This is a genomic window from Methylocapsa sp. S129 (assembly GCF_009765995.1).
Taxonomy (GTDB): Bacteria; Pseudomonadota; Alphaproteobacteria; order Rhizobiales; family Beijerinckiaceae; genus Roseiarcus.
The window spans coordinates 86,437-100,781 of sequence record NZ_LMUI01000019.1 but is presented as its reverse complement, the minus strand read 5'-3'; the positions used below and the strand labels follow the sequence as shown (position 1 = coordinate 100,781).

Annotated in this window: 16 protein-coding genes; 4 read left to right on the top strand and 12 right to left on the bottom strand. The window is 62.5% G+C overall.

Going from position 1 to position 14,345, the window contains the following annotated elements; genetic code table 11:
• Position 1 precedes the first annotated feature (1 nt).
• The 5 genes from ribD to GSQ90_RS12020 form a co-directional block, all read right to left on the bottom strand.
• A complete protein-coding gene (ribD, locus tag GSQ90_RS12040; RefSeq protein WP_246731552.1) occupies positions 2-1,147 on the bottom strand; it encodes a bifunctional diaminohydroxyphosphoribosylaminopyrimidine deaminase/5-amino-6-(5-phosphoribosylamino)uracil reductase RibD in 1,146 nt (381 codons plus the stop codon).
• Positions 1,144-1,653, bottom strand: coding sequence for a transcriptional regulator NrdR (nrdR, locus tag GSQ90_RS12035; RefSeq protein ID WP_158815085.1), 510 nt, complete (start codon positions 1,651-1,653; stop codon positions 1,144-1,146). Before nrdR ends, ribD begins: the two co-directional genes overlap by 4 nt.
• Positions 1,654-1,693: 40 nt before the next feature.
• The gene (gene glyA / locus GSQ90_RS12030; RefSeq protein WP_158815084.1) at positions 1,694-3,004 is read right to left on the bottom strand and encodes a serine hydroxymethyltransferase; all 1,311 of its coding nucleotides are present in this window, start codon (positions 3,002-3,004) and stop codon (positions 1,694-1,696) included.
• Positions 3,005-3,205: 201 nt separating this feature from the next.
• On the bottom strand, positions 3,206-3,655 hold the full coding sequence (locus GSQ90_RS12025) for a hypothetical protein (protein WP_158815083.1): 450 nt from the start codon (positions 3,653-3,655) through the stop codon (positions 3,206-3,208).
• A 368-nt stretch (positions 3,656-4,023) separates the two neighbouring features.
• Complete coding sequence (locus GSQ90_RS12020) at positions 4,024-4,302, bottom strand: hypothetical protein (protein ID WP_158815082.1); 279 nt, start codon at positions 4,300-4,302, stop codon at positions 4,024-4,026.
• A 99-nt stretch (positions 4,303-4,401) separates the two neighbouring features.
• Here GSQ90_RS12020 and GSQ90_RS12015 point away from each other — a divergent pair, with 99 nt between their 5' ends.
• Complete coding sequence (locus tag GSQ90_RS12015) at positions 4,402-4,824, top strand: chorismate mutase (RefSeq protein ID WP_158815081.1); 423 nt, start codon at positions 4,402-4,404, stop codon at positions 4,822-4,824.
• A 21-nt stretch (positions 4,825-4,845) separates the two neighbouring features.
• Here GSQ90_RS12015 and GSQ90_RS12010 read toward each other — a convergent pair whose 3' ends face one another.
• From GSQ90_RS12010 to GSQ90_RS11985, 6 genes are all read right to left on the bottom strand, one after another.
• Positions 4,846-5,184 (bottom strand): septum formation initiator family protein, encoded by a 339-nt coding sequence (locus GSQ90_RS12010; RefSeq protein WP_158815080.1) that lies wholly within the window; start codon positions 5,182-5,184, stop codon positions 4,846-4,848.
• 97 nt (positions 5,185-5,281) lie between these two features.
• Positions 5,282-6,562, bottom strand: a complete 1,281-nt coding sequence (eno, locus tag GSQ90_RS12005; protein WP_158815079.1) for a phosphopyruvate hydratase — start codon at positions 6,560-6,562, stop codon at positions 5,282-5,284.
• Between the two features lie 635 nt (positions 6,563-7,197).
• The gene (tgt, locus tag GSQ90_RS12000) at positions 7,198-8,346 is read right to left on the bottom strand and encodes a tRNA guanosine(34) transglycosylase Tgt (RefSeq protein WP_158815078.1); all 1,149 of its coding nucleotides are present in this window, start codon (positions 8,344-8,346) and stop codon (positions 7,198-7,200) included.
• A 28-nt stretch (positions 8,347-8,374) separates the two neighbouring features.
• The gene (gene queA, locus GSQ90_RS11995) at positions 8,375-9,466 is read right to left on the bottom strand and encodes a tRNA preQ1(34) S-adenosylmethionine ribosyltransferase-isomerase QueA (RefSeq protein WP_158815077.1); all 1,092 of its coding nucleotides are present in this window, start codon (positions 9,464-9,466) and stop codon (positions 8,375-8,377) included.
• A gap of 34 nt (positions 9,467-9,500) precedes the next feature.
• Entirely contained in the window at positions 9,501-9,956 is a 456-nt protein-coding gene (locus GSQ90_RS11990) for a peptidylprolyl isomerase (RefSeq protein WP_158815076.1), read from the bottom strand.
• Positions 9,957-10,012: 56 nt separating this feature from the next.
• A complete protein-coding gene (locus tag GSQ90_RS11985) occupies positions 10,013-10,567 on the bottom strand; it encodes a peptidylprolyl isomerase (RefSeq protein ID WP_158815075.1) in 555 nt (184 codons plus the stop codon).
• 165 nt (positions 10,568-10,732) lie between these two features.
• Here GSQ90_RS11985 and GSQ90_RS11980 point away from each other — a divergent pair, with 165 nt between their 5' ends.
• Both GSQ90_RS11980 and xth read left to right on the top strand, forming a co-directional pair.
• Positions 10,733-11,599: a lysophospholipid acyltransferase family protein gene (locus tag GSQ90_RS11980; RefSeq protein WP_158815074.1), complete on the top strand. Its 867-nt coding sequence runs from the start codon at positions 10,733-10,735 to the stop codon at positions 11,597-11,599.
• Between the two features lie 84 nt (positions 11,600-11,683).
• On the top strand, positions 11,684-12,466 hold the full coding sequence (gene xth / locus GSQ90_RS11975; protein ID WP_158815197.1) for an exodeoxyribonuclease III: 783 nt from the start codon (positions 11,684-11,686) through the stop codon (positions 12,464-12,466).
• Positions 12,467-12,932: 466 nt separating this feature from the next.
• Here xth and GSQ90_RS11970 read toward each other — a convergent pair whose 3' ends face one another.
• Positions 12,933-13,118, bottom strand: a complete 186-nt coding sequence (locus GSQ90_RS11970; protein WP_158815073.1) for a hypothetical protein — start codon at positions 13,116-13,118, stop codon at positions 12,933-12,935.
• Between the two features lie 200 nt (positions 13,119-13,318).
• Between GSQ90_RS11970 and lexA the strand changes: the two genes are divergently transcribed.
• The gene (gene lexA, locus GSQ90_RS11965; protein WP_158815072.1) at positions 13,319-14,023 is read left to right on the top strand and encodes a transcriptional repressor LexA; all 705 of its coding nucleotides are present in this window, start codon (positions 13,319-13,321) and stop codon (positions 14,021-14,023) included.
• Positions 14,024-14,345 lie beyond the last annotated feature (322 nt).

Here is a 14,345-nt window from a genome sequence, read left to right as displayed (position 1 = left end):
CTCATTCCAACCTTTCCAGCCTTTGGAAATCTCGCATTTCATCGCTGCCGAAGTGAGCAATTTCAGCCTCGGCATAGCACGCCCGATCGTCAAGCGCGCTCAGGGCGAAACGGTCTAGCGCCGGCAAGCCGGTTCGGCCAAGCGGCTTCTGGGCGGTGAACAGAATCACCTCGTCGGCAAGGCCTTGCGCAATCAGCGCCGAGCCGACGCCCGGCCCGCCCTCGCTGAAAACGCGCGTGACGCCGCGCCGGCCGAGCGCGCGCAACGCGGCTCCCAGGTCGACGTGACCTTCGCGGTCGGCGGCGACCCGCTCGACGCTGACGCCCACGGCTTCAAGCGCCGCTGCGCGCTCCGCCGGCGCCGCATCGGTGGCGATCGCCAAAGTTGGAAAATCGCGCGCGGTGGCGCCGAGACGCGAACGCGGCGACAATCGCAACCGCGCGTCAAGCACGACGCGCAGCGGCCTGAACGCCTCCGCGCCAGGCAAGCGAACCGTCAGCAAGGGATCGTCGCCAAGCGCGGTTCCTGCCCCGACCATGATCGCGTCATGCATTGCGCGCATGACCTGGACGCGCAGATTGGCGGCTTCGCCCGTTATGGCGAGGCGCGGGTCATGCTCGTCGCCCGCGGCATAGCCGTCGGCGGTGCGCGCGAGTTTCAGCGTCACCATCGGCCGGCCTTGGGTGACGCGCAGGATATGGCCGCAATGGTCGCGCCGCGCCGCGCGCGCGCCGATTCCGACGACGACCTCGACGCCCGCTTCGCGCAACAAAGCATGTCCGCGCCCGGCGACCCGCTCATCGGGATCTTCGATCGCGCTGACGACCCGCGCAATTCCCGCCGCCGCGACCGCCTGCGCGCAGGGCGGCCCGCGGCCTTGATGGAAACACGGCTCCAGCGTCACATAGAGCGTGGCGCCGGCTGCGGCTGGCCCCGCCTGGTCGATCGCGTTGCGCTCGGCATGCGGTCGCCCGCCCTTTGACGTCACGCCGCGCCCGACAAGAACGCCGTCGCGGACGATCAGGGCGCCGACCGAGGGGCTGGGCGCGCAGACGCCAAGATTGCGCCGCCCGAGGGCAAGCGCGGCGGCCATGAAGCGCTCATCCTCAGCCATGACGGCGTCGGGCGCCGAATGCGCGGCGGTCATCGCGGCTCCGCGAGCGACTTTTTGGGCTTGGCCGCCGTCTTGGGCGAAAGTTCGGGTTCGGCCTCCAACTCGCCGACGATCGCGTTGAAATCGCGGGCCTCGCGGAAATTGCGATAGACCGAGGCGAAGCGCACATAAGCGACGTCGTCGAGGCCCTTCAGGCCTTCCATCACCAGCTCGCCGATGCGGTCGGTCGAAATATCGCCGTCGCCCTGGCTCTCAAGCTGGCGCACGATGCCGTTGACCATGCGCTCGATGCGGTCGGCGGCGACGGAGCGCTTGCGCAAGGCGATTTCCACCGAACGTTGCAGCTTGTCGCGATCGAATGGCGCGCGCCGGCCCGATTTCTTGACCACGGTCAATTCGCGCAATTGCACGCGCTCGAACGTCGTGAAACGACCGCCGCAATCGGGGCAAATGCGGCGGCGGCGGATCGAGGAGGAATCCTCGGTCGGGCGAGAATCCTTCACCTGCGTTTCAAGACTGCCGCAATAAGGGCAACGCATGGGAAAGCTCCCGCCTGGCCCGGGCGGATCGCCGGGCCCTTCAATAAATCGGAAAACGCTGCGTCAATTCGGCGACGCCGGCGCGAACCTGCGCTTCGATGGCAGCATTCTCCGATTCGCCATGCGCCGCCAAGCCGTCCAGCGTCTCGACGATCAATTCGCCTACTTGTCTGAATTCGCCGACGCCGAAGCCGCGCGATGTCGCAGCCGGAGAGCCGAGCCGTACGCCCGAGGTGATCGCGGGCTTTTGCGGGTCGAAGGGAATGCCGTTCTTGTTGCAGGTGATATGCGCGCGCCCGAGCGCCGCTTCCGCCCCTTTGCCGGTCAGGCCTTTGGGGCGCAGATCGACCAGCATCAGATGGTTGTCGGTGCCGCCCGATACAATGGCGTAGCCGCCTGCCGTAATCGTCGCCGCGAGGGCCTTGGCGTTGGCGACGACGGCCTGGGCGTAATTCTTGAATTCAGGCGTCAACGCCTCGGCGAAAGCGACAGCCTTGGCGGCGATCACATGCATCAGCGGGCCGCCCTGGAGACCGGGAAAGATCGCCGAATTGATCTTTTTCGCGAGATCCTCGTCGTCGGTCATGATCATGCCGCCCCGCGGCCCGCGCAAGGTCTTATGCGTCGTCGTCGTGGCGATATGGGCGTGCGGAAATGGCGAAGGATGCGCGCCGCCCGCCACCAGCCCGGCGAAATGAGCGATGTCGACGACGAAATAAGCGCCGACCGCGTCGCAAATCGCCCGGAATCGCGCAAAATCCCAATGGCGCGAATAGGCCGAGCCGCCGGCAATGATCATTTTGGGTCGGTGTTCGTGGGCGAGCTTTTCGACCTGATCCATATCGATGAGGCCCGTCTCGCGATCGACCCCATAGGAAACCGGCTTGAACCAGCGGCCCGACATATTGACCGGCGAGCCATGGGTGAGATGGCCGCCAGCGGCCAGATCAAGTCCCATGAACACGTCGCCCGGCTGTAGCAGCGCGAGAAACACGCCCTGATTCGCCTGGCTTCCCGAATTGGGCTGGACATTGGCGAAGCGGCAGGAAAACAGCTTGCAGGCGCGCTCGATCGCTAATCTTTCAGCGATATCGACATATTGGCAGCCGCCGTAATAGCGCCGGCCGGGATAGCCTTCCGCGTATTTATTGGTCATCACCGAGCCCTGCGCTTCCAAGACCGCGCGCGAGACGATGTTTTCCGAGGCGATCAGTTCGATCTCGTCGCGCTGGCGACCAAGCTCCAGCTCGATCGCCCGGGCGATCTCCGGATCGGCGGCGGCGAGCGGCGCCGAAAAGAAGGAATTCGAGCGTACCGGCTTGTCAGCGATTTCAGCAACGGTCTGCGTCATGGATCGGCCCTCGAACTGATGGCGCCGGACCTTCCGCTTCCCAGGAGGCTCCCGACTTTCGCCCGCATAGCACAAGGACGCGGAGAAGCGAAAGGCGGGCGCTGGACCGGCAATGCCTCAATCCGTTCTCTCGTGATCGACGGAGACGCCCCGGGCGTGGTGAAAAATCGAATATTTGGGACAGCAACATTGTCGATATGGCTATTGGCGGATCCAAATTCGTAAAGGCCCGATCGGCTCGAAACCGGCCCGGAGGGCAGCGGTGAGTTCGGCTTGTCGTTCATAACCCACGAGCGGCAAATCGGGGAATATCGCCGCAGCTTGAGAAATCAGACCGCGCCAGACAATTTCTGAACCGACTTCCGACGAGAAGACGTTGGAGAGACCGACAACCTCCGCTCCTCGATTCAAAATGCCGCCGCACAGGGGCCTATCGCCGCGGAAGCCGAGCAGGAAAACGACGCCGGGGACCGACAGCAAACGAGGCAAGAATATCCGCGGCTCTTCTTGCGTTGCGTCGCCTTTGGTCCACGCAAGCTCCCAGCGCTCCAACTCCGCCGCACTGGTCGCCGGCGCCCATGTCAATCCGTCGGAAGTCTCAAGCGCGTTTCCGAACCGCGGCGACAGGCTTATCCACTGTGCCTCGAACAACACCGCGAAGCCCGATCGACTCAGATCAAGGCAGCGGAAACTGTCCTTTACCGCCCATGCCCGTTCCCGAGATTGGACCAGCGCGGAAATCGTCCGCTCCTGTTCCGACGCCGCTCTGGCGCCGATTAAAGTCACGACGTCAGGATAATACCGAGGGGCGCCTTGCCGATGCACCCATATCGAGTCCAGAAATTCGCCGGGAGCGCCGTGCGCGGAACAAACAGCATTGCACCATAGGCGTTGTTGAGGGCCGCGCTTTCCAGAATATGCCCTGGCGTCGGCATCGGTTGATTCCTGTCCGGATGCGTTTCATTTGACGGGCGTCGCGAGAATATCAGGCGCTTATCGCATGCAAAATCTGACGCCGCTCAATGTTTCATGAAATGCCCCAGCACGCCGTAAAGGCAGCCCTTGAACAGGACGTAAAAGGCGATGCTGAGATAGCCATAAAAGACAAGCTCCGCCAGTTGCAGCAGGCCGCCGTCTTTCAGAGCCATGATTCCATATTGCGAAACGAAACCGAAGTTGGCGCTGAACAGCAGCACAAGATGATAGGACGTGATCGCGGACAGCCCCGCAAACACGCCCATCAGAAGGAAAGCCCGCCAGATCGGGCCGTTGAACATATCGTGGAGAAATCGCTGCATGACGCGCTCCGAACTCTGCCCGCCTTGACCCTGGCGCGCGCGGTCGCCCAAATGGCGAAACAACCGCTTGCAGCGCGACCATTCCTGGCGAGGCCCTCGATGAATCATCCGCTTTTCGTTCTTGCCGTCCTGTTTGTTTCAGGCGTCGTTCAGGCTCAGGCTCAAACCGCCGACAACGCCGCCACGCATCCCGCCTTTTGGGGCTCGCCATCGGTCGATGGCGGCAAATGCTGCGCGAACCTTCTGGAAGTGCGCGCCAACATCGATCGGCTTGATCACGAGATCATCCGCCTGATGGCCGAACGCGGAAAATATGTCGCCGAAGCCGGCCGCTTCAAGGCCAATCCGGCGGCGGTGAGCGCGCCGGCGCGGGTCGAAGAGATCATCGTCAAGGTCAAGGGAATCGCTGGAGAGAGCGGCCTGGCCGAAAGCGTCGCCGAGCGCACTTATCGCGCCATGATCGCCGCTTTCGAGGATTATGAGCGGGAGGAATGGCAGCGGAGGAATGCGAAGGGGCAGTAGGCAATAAGGACGTTTTGCTGCCTACTGCCTACTGCCTACTGCCCCGTTCTCCGCAGTAAACACCACCAGATCATTCTTGCCGACACGGTCCAGAACCGCGCGCGCTTCTTCATCGAGAAGGTCGCGATCGACCGCATCCGAACGCATCAACGCCACGCGGCGCTCCCAGCGTTGACGGTCGGTCTGGAGCGCCTTCAATTCTGCGCCCAGATCCTGCATCTGGTTGGCGTATTCGGCCTTGGTTTTCAGGCCACGTTCGCCGTTCCAGGCGGCCCAGACGAGATAGCCGCTCGCAACGCCCAGAACGACGTAAAACGCGATCGGAAGCAGGATAGCGCGCGCGCGCGTTCGGACTACCATCCGAAGACCTTGGCGTCCTCATCGTTAAGATTTGGTTGCCGGCTCGGCCAAAATTGCGCGGCGAACGCCAAAAGAATCTCTGCTTTTGGCGTCCCTTTCAAAGCGATTTGATCGCCGCGCGCCCGGCATATTTCGCCTGCGCGCCGAGCTCCTCCTCGATGCGGATGAGCTGGTTGTATTTGGCGAGCCGATCGGACCTGGCGAGCGAGCCGGTTTTGATCTGGCCGCAATTGGTGGCGACCGCCAGATCGGCGATAGTCGAATCTTCCGTCTCGCCTGAGCGATGCGACATAACGGCGGTGTAGCCGGCCCGGTGAGCCATATCGACGGCCGCGAGCGTCTCGGTGAGCGAACCGATCTGATTGACCTTGACCAGAATCGAATTGGCGATGCCCTTCTTGATGCCCTCGGAAAGACGCGTCACGTTCGTCACGAACAGATCGTCGCCGACAAGCTGGCATTTGGACCCGATCAATTCGGTCACCAGCTTCCAACCCTCCCAATCGTCTTCCGACATGCCGTCTTCGATCGAGGCGATGGGATAGGCGCCCGCCAATTTGGCGAGATAGTGCGCCTGCTCCTCGATGGACCGGGTTTTTCCTTCGCCTTCATAGACATAAGCGCCGTTCTTAAAGAACTCGGTGGCCGCGCAATCCATTCCCAGCATGACGTCGGCGCCCGGCTTGAAGCCAGCGCTCTCGATGGCCTTCAGGCAGAAATCAAGCGCTGCTTCCGCCGATGGAAGGTTGGGCGCGAAGCCGCCTTCGTCGCCGACATTCGTATTGTGTCCGGCCTTTTTGAGAGCGCTCTTCAGCGTGTGAAAAATCTCGGCGCCCCAGCGTACGGCCTCGCGCAGCGAAGGCGCGCCGACGGGCAGAACCATGAATTCCTGAAAATCGATCGGATTGTCGGCATGAACGCCGCCGTTGACGATGTTCATCATCGGTAGCGGCAGCACGCGCGCGGTCGTCCCGCCGACATAGCGATAGAGGGGCAGGCTGGACGCCTCGGCGGCTGCCTTGGCGACCGCCAAAGAAACGCCGAGAATGGAATTAGCGCCAAGCCGGGATTTGTTCGGCGTACCATCGAGCGCGATCATCGCCTCGTCGATCATGATCTGGTCTTCGGCCTCGAGGCCCGAGAGCGCCTCGAAAATATCGCGATTGACCGCCTCGACCGCTTTGAGAACGCCCTTGCCGCCATAGCGCGCCTTGTCGCCGTCGCGCAGTTCGACCGCCTCATGCGCGCCGGTCGAGGCGCCCGAGGGAACGGCGGCGCGACCCATCGACCCGTCTTCGAGAACGACCTCCACCTCCACCGTAGGATTGCCGCGGCTATCGAGAATTTCTCTCGCAATAATGTCGACGATGGCGGTCATATCTGCTCCTCGGTCCTCGTTCGCTCGCGCAGGCTTTTACGCGAATGCCATCGCGCACGAAAGGGCGCAGCGCGCCAAAGAATCCAAAAACGCGACGCCTAAATATTGGGCTCGAGCTGGCAACCGCTCCCGCTATCGCGCGGTTCCGGGAGTTCTAGGCGCCCCAAATGCCTAGCCGCTGGGCGGCCGACAAATAATTGCGTCATGGCGCCTCATATAGTGGTGACATTGCACATTTTTTCGACTAGCGTCCCTTCCGTTAGGAAAAGGAGGCTGGCGCCAGTTTTGGCGTCGCGTAGCTGCCGAGTCTGTGGGAGGACGGGGCGTCTTACCGGTTTTACGAGCAGGGCGTGATTCCTGCGCGCACGATGATGCGACGGAGACCGGCTTCGCAATTCAAGGACAGGTGCAAAGAGGCAAAGCCCGGCAAGCCCGCGGCTTTGCCTTTTTTGCTTGAAGAGGCCTCAACCCTTCTCCCGAGAATCGGGAGAAGGTGGCCTTTGCGTAAGCAAAGGTCGGATGAGGGCGGTTGCCCTGGCAACGACCCCAAACCGCCTCGTCCTGATGAGGGCCATCACGCCGATGGCCGTCAACCCGAGCGAACTTCGTTCGTCCGCGGCGCTGCGCGCCGCCTACTACCGCGAAGCGGGAGAAGGGGACATCGGGCCTTCGCCCCTCGCCCAGCCGCTTCTCGCCTCGGCCATGAAATCGGCGAGCCGCCCCTCCGAAATCGCCTTGCGCATCCCGGCCATCAACTCCTGGTAATAGGCGATATTGACGGCCGTCAGCGCCATCATAGCGAGAATTTCACCCGACTTCACCAGATGATGCCAATAGGCCCTGGAATAATCGCGCGCGGCCGGACAGGTCGATTGCGGGTCGATCGAGTTGGGATCGTCGGCGTGGCGCGCATTGCGCAGGTTGATGCGCCCAAAGCGCGTGAACACCATGCCATGGCGCCCCGCCCGCGTCGGCATCACGCAATCGAACATGTCGACGCCGCGCGCGACGCTCTGCATGAGATCGTCGGGCGTCCCCACGCCCATGAGATAGCGCGGCTTGGTGGCCGGCAGATGCGGCTCGACGGTCTCGATCATGTCGAGCATCACCGCTTGCGGCTCGCCGACCGCCAGGCCGCCGATCGCATAACCGGGAAAGTCCATCGCGGCGAGTTCCCGAGCGCTTGTCACGCGCAGGCTCTTGACCGCGCCGCCCTGAACAATGCCGAACGCCGCTTTGCCCGGCTGATCGCCGAACGCGAGTTTGGAGCGTTCGGCCCAGCGCAGCGACAGCCGCATCGCGCGCTCCGCCTCTTCGTCCGAACAGGGCAGACGCACGCATTCGTCGAGCTGCATCTGGATGTCGGAGCCGAGCAGACGTTGGATTTCCATCGACCGTTCGGGCGTCAACTCATGGCGAGAGCCGTCGATATGCGACTGGAACATTACCCCGCGCTCGCTGAGCTTGCGCAGCTTGGCGAGCGACATCACTTGAAAGCCGCCCGAGTCGGTGAGGATCGGATGCGGCCAGTTCATGAATTTATGTAGGCCGCCGAGGGCCGCAATGCGCTCGGCGCCCGGCCGCAGCATCAAATGATAGGTGTTGCCCAGCACGATATCGGCGCCCAAAGCCCGCACATCGCCCGGATACATCGCCTTGACCGTCGCCGCCGTCCCCACCGGCATGAAAGCCGGCGTGCGGATGGTCCCGCGCGGCATCGAGATTTCGCCCAAGCGCGCCACCCCGTCGCGGCCGTTGATCGTGAATGTGAAAACGTCGGTCAACGGAAGCTTTCGAGGAGGTTTGCGCGCATCACGCCGCCCGATCGCCGGCGCGCGTCAGCAGACAGGCGTCGCCATAGGAGTAAAAACGATAGCCGGTCTCGATCGCATGGGCGTAGGCGCGCTGCATCGGCTCCAGCCCGGCGAAGGCGCTGACCAGCATGAACAAGGTCGATCGTGGCAGATGGAAGTTGGTGAGCAGGACGTCGACCGCGCGGAAACGATAGCCCGGCGTGATGAAGATCGAGGTTTCATCCGCGAAGGGCCTTATGTCTCCAGCCTCGTCCGCCGCGCTTTCCAGCAACCGCAGGCTCGTCGTGCCGACAGCGACGATGCGTCCGCGATGGGCGCGCGCTTCGTTCAGCGCCGCCGCGGTCGCCCCGTCGATGCGCCCCCATTCGGCATGCATGACGTGATCCTGCGTGTCATCCGCCTTAACGGGCAGAAACGTCCCGGCGCCGACATGCAGCGTGACCTTATGAAGGCTCGCGCCGCGCGCCTCGATCCGGGCGACGAGCTCGGGCGTGAAGTGCAATCCCGCTGTCGGCGCCGCAACGGCGCCGGGCTCCGCTGCGAATAGCGTCTGATAGTCCGCTCTGTCGCCGGAATTCGGCGCGCGACGCGAAGCGATATAGGGTGGCAGCGGCATTTCGCCGAGCCGTTCGATCGCTTCGTCGAGCGCGGCGCCGTGGAACGCGAAGGCGAGCAAAACTTCGCCGCCCTCGCCTTTTTCCTCGACCTCGGCGTCGAGTGCGCCCAGCAGACAGGCCATGCTTTCGCTGGTCTCGCCAAAGCGTATCCGCTCGCCCGCATTGAGCTTCTTGGCGGGGCGGACAAAGGCGCGCCACCGGCTTTCGTCGACACGTTTGATCAGCGTCGCCTCGATCTGCGCCGCGCTGTCGCCCCGCATTCTGATCCCGGAAAGGCGCGCGGCGATGACGCGCGTGTCATTGACCACCAGCGCATCGCCGGGGCGAATGAAATCGGGCAGATCCCCAATGCGGCGATCCGCAAGCGCGCCATGCGGGTCCACCACAAGCATCCGCGCCGCCTCGCGCGGCGCAGCCGGCGTCAACGCGATACGCTCGGGCGGAAGCTCGAAATCGAAGAGATCAACGCGCATGATCAGGGCCCTCGAAGGCCCGCCTTCGCAGCCCTCAGCTCAGGGTCGCCTTCACGATCTTGTCGGGATCGCGCACGGGTTCGCCGCGCTTGATCTTGTCGACATTCTCCATGCCCGACACCACCTTGCCCCAGGCGGTATATTGCCTGTCGAGAAATTTGGCGTCGCCAAAGCAAATGAAGAACTGCGAATTGGCCGAATCCGGGCTTTGGGCCCGCGCCATCGAGACCGTGCCGCGCACGTGCGGCTCGGCGTTGAACTCGGCCTTGATGTTGGGATATTGCGAGCCGCCCGTGCCGGTGCCGTTCGGGCAGCCGGTCTGCGCCATAAAGCCGTCGATAACGCGATGAAACACGATGCCGTCATAAAAGCCCTCGGCGACGAGGCGTTTGATATGCGCGACATGGCCGGGCGCGAGGTCGGGCCGCATCTCTATGACGACGGGGCCTTTGGTCGTCTCCAGCGTGAGGGTGTTGCCTTGTTCAGCCATGAATCATGCAGTCCTGTTGATTGAAGGGGATGGTTTCGAAACGAAGCGGCATGCCCTCACTTAGGGCTCGCCGCCAGGCGCAGGCTCAACATCTTGTCGGGATTGGTCACGGCGCCGTTATTGGCCTGGTCGCCCTTCTTGATTTTGTCGACGACATCCATGCCGGACGTCACTTCGCCAAACACCGTATATTTGCCGTCGAGGAAGGAAGAGTCGGCGAGGCAGATGAAGAATTGCGAATTGGCGGAATCAGGATCGCTGGCGCGCGCCATGCCGAGCGTGCCGCGCTTGAAGGGGGTCTGGGTGAACTCGGCCGGGATGTCAGGCAGATCGGAGCCGCCTTCGCCGGTGCCCTTGGGATCGCCGGTCTGCGCCATGAAGCCGGCGATCACGCGATGGAAAACGAGACCATCATAGAATTTGCGCGCCACCAGTGCCTTGATCTGGGCGACATGCTTGGGCGCGAGATCCGGACGCAGCTTGATGACGACCTTGCCGTGCTTGGTCTCGAGGATGAGCGTGTTCTGCGGATCGGAGTCTTGCGCGGCCGCGCCCGAGGCGGCGAGAGCGGCGATCGAAAGAGCCAAAGCGTCGCGGCGGCTGAATTTCATGCGGGATAACCTCGCTGGAGCGGAGTCAAAGCGTTCGATATCGGCCGCTTGATAGCATGAGGGCGTTCTGGCGCAACCCTCGGCTTGACCGCGAAGGCTTGACGACGCACGCCTTGCCCGGCAATCAGGCGTCGTCGGCGCTCCGTCGGCTGGATCGCCGTGTTGATGACCCGCCTCAAGCGTCTGCGCCATAGAGTTGAGTATATTGCACTTTTGGCGCTGGCCGCCGTCATTCGCGCTCTACCGCTCGAACGGGCTTCGCAATGGTCGGGGGCAGGCTGGCGCCTTGTCGCGCCCCGCCTTCGCCGACATCAGCGCGCTTTGAACAATCTCGCTCTAGCTTTTCCAGAAAAGAGCCCCGCCGAGATCCGACAAATCGCGCTGGGCATGTGGGAGAACTTAGGACGCACTTTCGCGGAGTTTTTTCATCTCGACGAAATCGTCAAAGGCGATCGCATTCGGATGGAGCCGCCGGAGCTTTTCGAGTCGCTGCGCGGACTGAGCGGCGGCGTCATTTGCGGCCTGCATATGGGCAATTGGGAGATCCTGTCCCAAGCGGGCTTGAATATCGGTTGGCGGCCGGCCGGCGTCTATCAGAAGATCACCAATCCGTTCGTCGATCATTACATCAATACTATTCGAGCGCCGCTCTATCCCGCCGGACTCATGGAAAAGTCGCCGCGCGCGGCGAAAGCTATGCTGCGCTATGCGCGCGAGGGTGGTTGCGTCGCCTTCCTGGCCGACCAACGGGATCGCCGGGGCGTCGGCGCAGCCTTCTTCGGAAGGTCGGCTCTGTCCACCCCTTTTCCCGCATTCGTCGCCCGTTCGGTCGGGGCGCCTCTTTACGTCTGTCGCGCCAAACGCCTGAACGGGGTTCGCTTCTCGATCAGCGTGGCGCAAGTGACGGTGCCAAATACGGCGGACCGCGACGCCGATGTCGCGGCGGCGACCGGCGGCGTGCAGGCGGCGTTCGAAAGCATGGTGCGCGAGGCGCCCGAGCAATGGATGTGGGCGCATCGTCGGTGGGATTGAAAAATCCGCGGTCGGCCTCGCAAAAAATGCTTTAAGATGCGTTCGAGAACCGATTTGCGCCAATCATTGGCGAAGGAGCCTGTCCTGCGCATCGCCACCTGGAACGTCAATTCCGTCCGCCAGCGACTGGGCCACCTGCTCGCCTATCTGAAGGAGGCGAGCCCGGACGCTTTATGTCTGCAGGAATTGAAATGCCAGGACGACGCCTTCCCAAGGGCCGAGATCGAAGAACTCGGCTACAACGTCGCGACGCATGGGCAGAAGGCATTTAACGGCGTCGCCATTCTCGCCAAGCGCCCCTTCGAAGCGACGCGCGGCCTGCCTGGCGATTCCGCGGATGAACAGGCCCGCTATATCGAGGCTGTCCTGCCAACGGACAAAGGCGTAGTTCGGCTCGCCAGCATTTATCTGCCGAACGGCAATCCGGCGCCCGGCGACAAATATTCCTACAAGCTCGCCTTCATGAACCGGCTGATCGCCCATTCCCGGCATTTGCTTGCCTTCGAGGAGCCGTTAATTCTGGCCGGCGACTTCAATGTGATTCCCGAGCCGCGCGACGCCGCCGACCCCGCCCAATGGACGTCCGACGCTCTCTTCCTGCCGCAGACCCGCGCAAAATTCCGCGAACAACTCGCGCTTGGCTTCACCGACGCGCTTCGCGCAACCACGGACGCCGGCGGCCTCTATACGTTCTGGGACTATCAGGCGGGTTCCTGGCAGCGCGACAACGGCATACGGATCGACCATCTCCTGCTGTCGCCGCAAGCCGCCGATCTCCTGAGCGGAGCCGGCGTCGACAAGCAACTGCGGGCGCTGGAAAAGCCCTCCGACCACACGCCCGCATGGGTCGAACTGCGAATCGACTAGGACGAGATGAATTTATGGTGGAGCCGCCGCTCGCAACGACGGTAGTTCGATTCAATCCATTCCTATCTCGCTCTAGCCCTCCTGAAGCGACCTCAATGATATCAAGGGGCTACATTTCTCCTCGCCCAACATTTGCAAATTTTTTTCGAGCCTGATCGTGAGATATCAAGGGGTTGCAAGCGAAAAACTGAAAAATTCGTTTTTCTGAAAACCCGCCGCCGCCCCGCCCGTCCTATCCGCCCTTCCCGGCGCGCGCTCGCGCAAAAAAGCTCAATCTCTTCCGCTGGAAAACAGCGGAGACTATACGATGGAGAAGCTGGAGTGTCCAGGTAATATTTCTCTAAAACAGAAAGAGGCGGCCGGACTCTTATCGCGCTACAGCGGGATGATTCTCGATCGAATTGATCCACCGCCATGGCGAGCGGCCGTTTTCATCGTAAGTTATTCCGCTCCAAGGGGTCGCTCTCTACTTTCGCCTTCGTGATTCGGCGCCCGCCTGTTTGCGCGCTGGGCGTTTCCGCGCCGCGTGATTCGCGGTCGAAGGCTCGGTTATCGCCAGCGGATCGCTGGCGGGAAAGGTCTCCGCGAGCGCCGCGTCGAGATTAGCGTCAACTTCGTCTTTGATCGTCTGTTCCTTGGTTTTCCTGGTCATTGCGGCGCCTCCGATCCGTCATCCACCCATGAAACGCGTCTCTGATTGTAGCAAAGATCGTGCAAAACCCCCGCACTACTTGCAGAACACAGAGTGAACGAATAAGGTCTGTTCATGATTTGTTTATCGGCCGCCGCGAAAGTGGCCGCAAATCTGGGCCCGGACGATGATTCGTTGCGGGATTCGCCAAGAGGCTAGAAATGCTGACCAAGAAACAGAGCGAGTTACTGCGTTTCATCCATGAACGTCTGCAGGAGGCGGGCGTTCCCCCCTCTTTCGATGAAATGAAGGAAGCGCTGGACTTGCGTTCAAAATCGGGGATCCACCGCCTCATTCTGGCGTTGGAGGAGCGCCATTTCATTCGCCGGTTGCCCAATCGGGCGCGCGCGATCGAGGTGCTGCGTCTACCCGAATCGGCAACGGTGTCAGCGCCCCGCGCCCAGAAATTCTCGCCCAGCGTCATCGAGGGCAATCTCGGGCGCGTTCGCCCCTCCAGCCCCTCGTCCCGGTCGGAAGAAGACCGCTCAGTCGCGGTGCCCATGATGGGCCGGATCGCGGCGGGAACGCCGATCGCCGCCATTCAGACGCGCACGCATACGATCAGCATGCCGCCTGAATTCCTCGCCAGCGGCGAGCATTTTGCGCTGGAAGTGCGCGGCGATTCGATGATCGAGGCGGGCATATTCGAAGACGACACCGTCATTATCCGCCGGCAGGACGACGCCGAAACGGGCGATATCGTCGTCGCGCTGATCGACGACGAAGAAGCCACCTTGAAGCGCCTGCGCCGTCGCGGCGCCTCGATTGCTCTCGAAGCGGCCAATCCCGCCTATGAGACGCGGATATTCGGTCCCGACCGCGTGACGATACAAGGCAAGCTCGTCAGCTTGATCCGCCGGTACTAAGGCAAAACGGCGCGCCCCGCTTGATCCAGGGCCTGCCAGTTTCGATCATGACTGAGAAATGGTGGCCGGCTGGAAACAGCTATGAGGAGGCCACTCCTTGCTGCTTCCAAGCCGGCCGACCCCACGGACCCAGGAGATGCGGCGGACCTGAGCACTCCGTAGGGTATCTCTTGCGGCCCCCAATGTGCGCCGCACAAACGACGTTACAACGACGAAGGCGGAAAGCAATCGTTAGACCGCGATCGGCTCTGGAAACCGTTTGTTTACCTAAACAAACGCGGTTAAGGGCGGCCCGCCCCGCGGCCGCCACATTCCGAATCGG

What these genes read in the sequence shown, in the direction of transcription:
- GSQ90_RS11970 (WP_158815073.1), bottom strand. Translation starts at nt 13,118, where the DNA reads ATGACCAGGAAAACCAAGGAACAGACGATCAAAGACGAAGTTGACGCT.
- GSQ90_RS11980 (WP_158815074.1), top strand. Translation starts at nt 10,733, where the DNA reads ATGACCCGCCTCAAGCGTCTGCGCCATAGAGTTGAGTATATTGCACTT.
- queA (WP_158815077.1), bottom strand. Translation starts at nt 9,466, where the DNA reads ATGCGCGTTGATCTCTTCGATTTCGAGCTTCCGCCCGAGCGTATCGCG.
- GSQ90_RS12015 (WP_158815081.1), top strand. Translation starts at nt 4,402, where the DNA reads ATGAATCATCCGCTTTTCGTTCTTGCCGTCCTGTTTGTTTCAGGCGTC.
- ribD (WP_246731552.1), bottom strand. Translation starts at nt 1,147, where the DNA reads ATGACCGCCGCGCATTCGGCGCCCGACGCCGTCATGGCTGAGGATGAG.
- GSQ90_RS12010 (WP_158815080.1), bottom strand. Translation starts at nt 5,184, where the DNA reads ATGGTAGTCCGAACGCGCGCGCGCGCTATCCTGCTTCCGATCGCGTTT.
- GSQ90_RS12020 (WP_158815082.1), bottom strand. Translation starts at nt 4,302, where the DNA reads ATGCAGCGATTTCTCCACGATATGTTCAACGGCCCGATCTGGCGGGCT.
- GSQ90_RS11990 (WP_158815076.1), bottom strand. Translation starts at nt 9,956, where the DNA reads ATGGCTGAACAAGGCAACACCCTCACGCTGGAGACGACCAAAGGCCCC.
- eno (WP_158815079.1), bottom strand. Translation starts at nt 6,562, where the DNA reads ATGACCGCCATCGTCGACATTATTGCGAGAGAAATTCTCGATAGCCGC.
- GSQ90_RS11985 (WP_158815075.1), bottom strand. Translation starts at nt 10,567, where the DNA reads ATGAAATTCAGCCGCCGCGACGCTTTGGCTCTTTCGATCGCCGCTCTC.
- lexA (WP_158815072.1), top strand. Translation starts at nt 13,319, where the DNA reads ATGCTGACCAAGAAACAGAGCGAGTTACTGCGTTTCATCCATGAACGT.
- nrdR (WP_158815085.1), bottom strand. Translation starts at nt 1,653, where the DNA reads ATGCGTTGCCCTTATTGCGGCAGTCTTGAAACGCAGGTGAAGGATTCT.
- glyA (WP_158815084.1), bottom strand. Translation starts at nt 3,004, where the DNA reads ATGACGCAGACCGTTGCTGAAATCGCTGACAAGCCGGTACGCTCGAAT.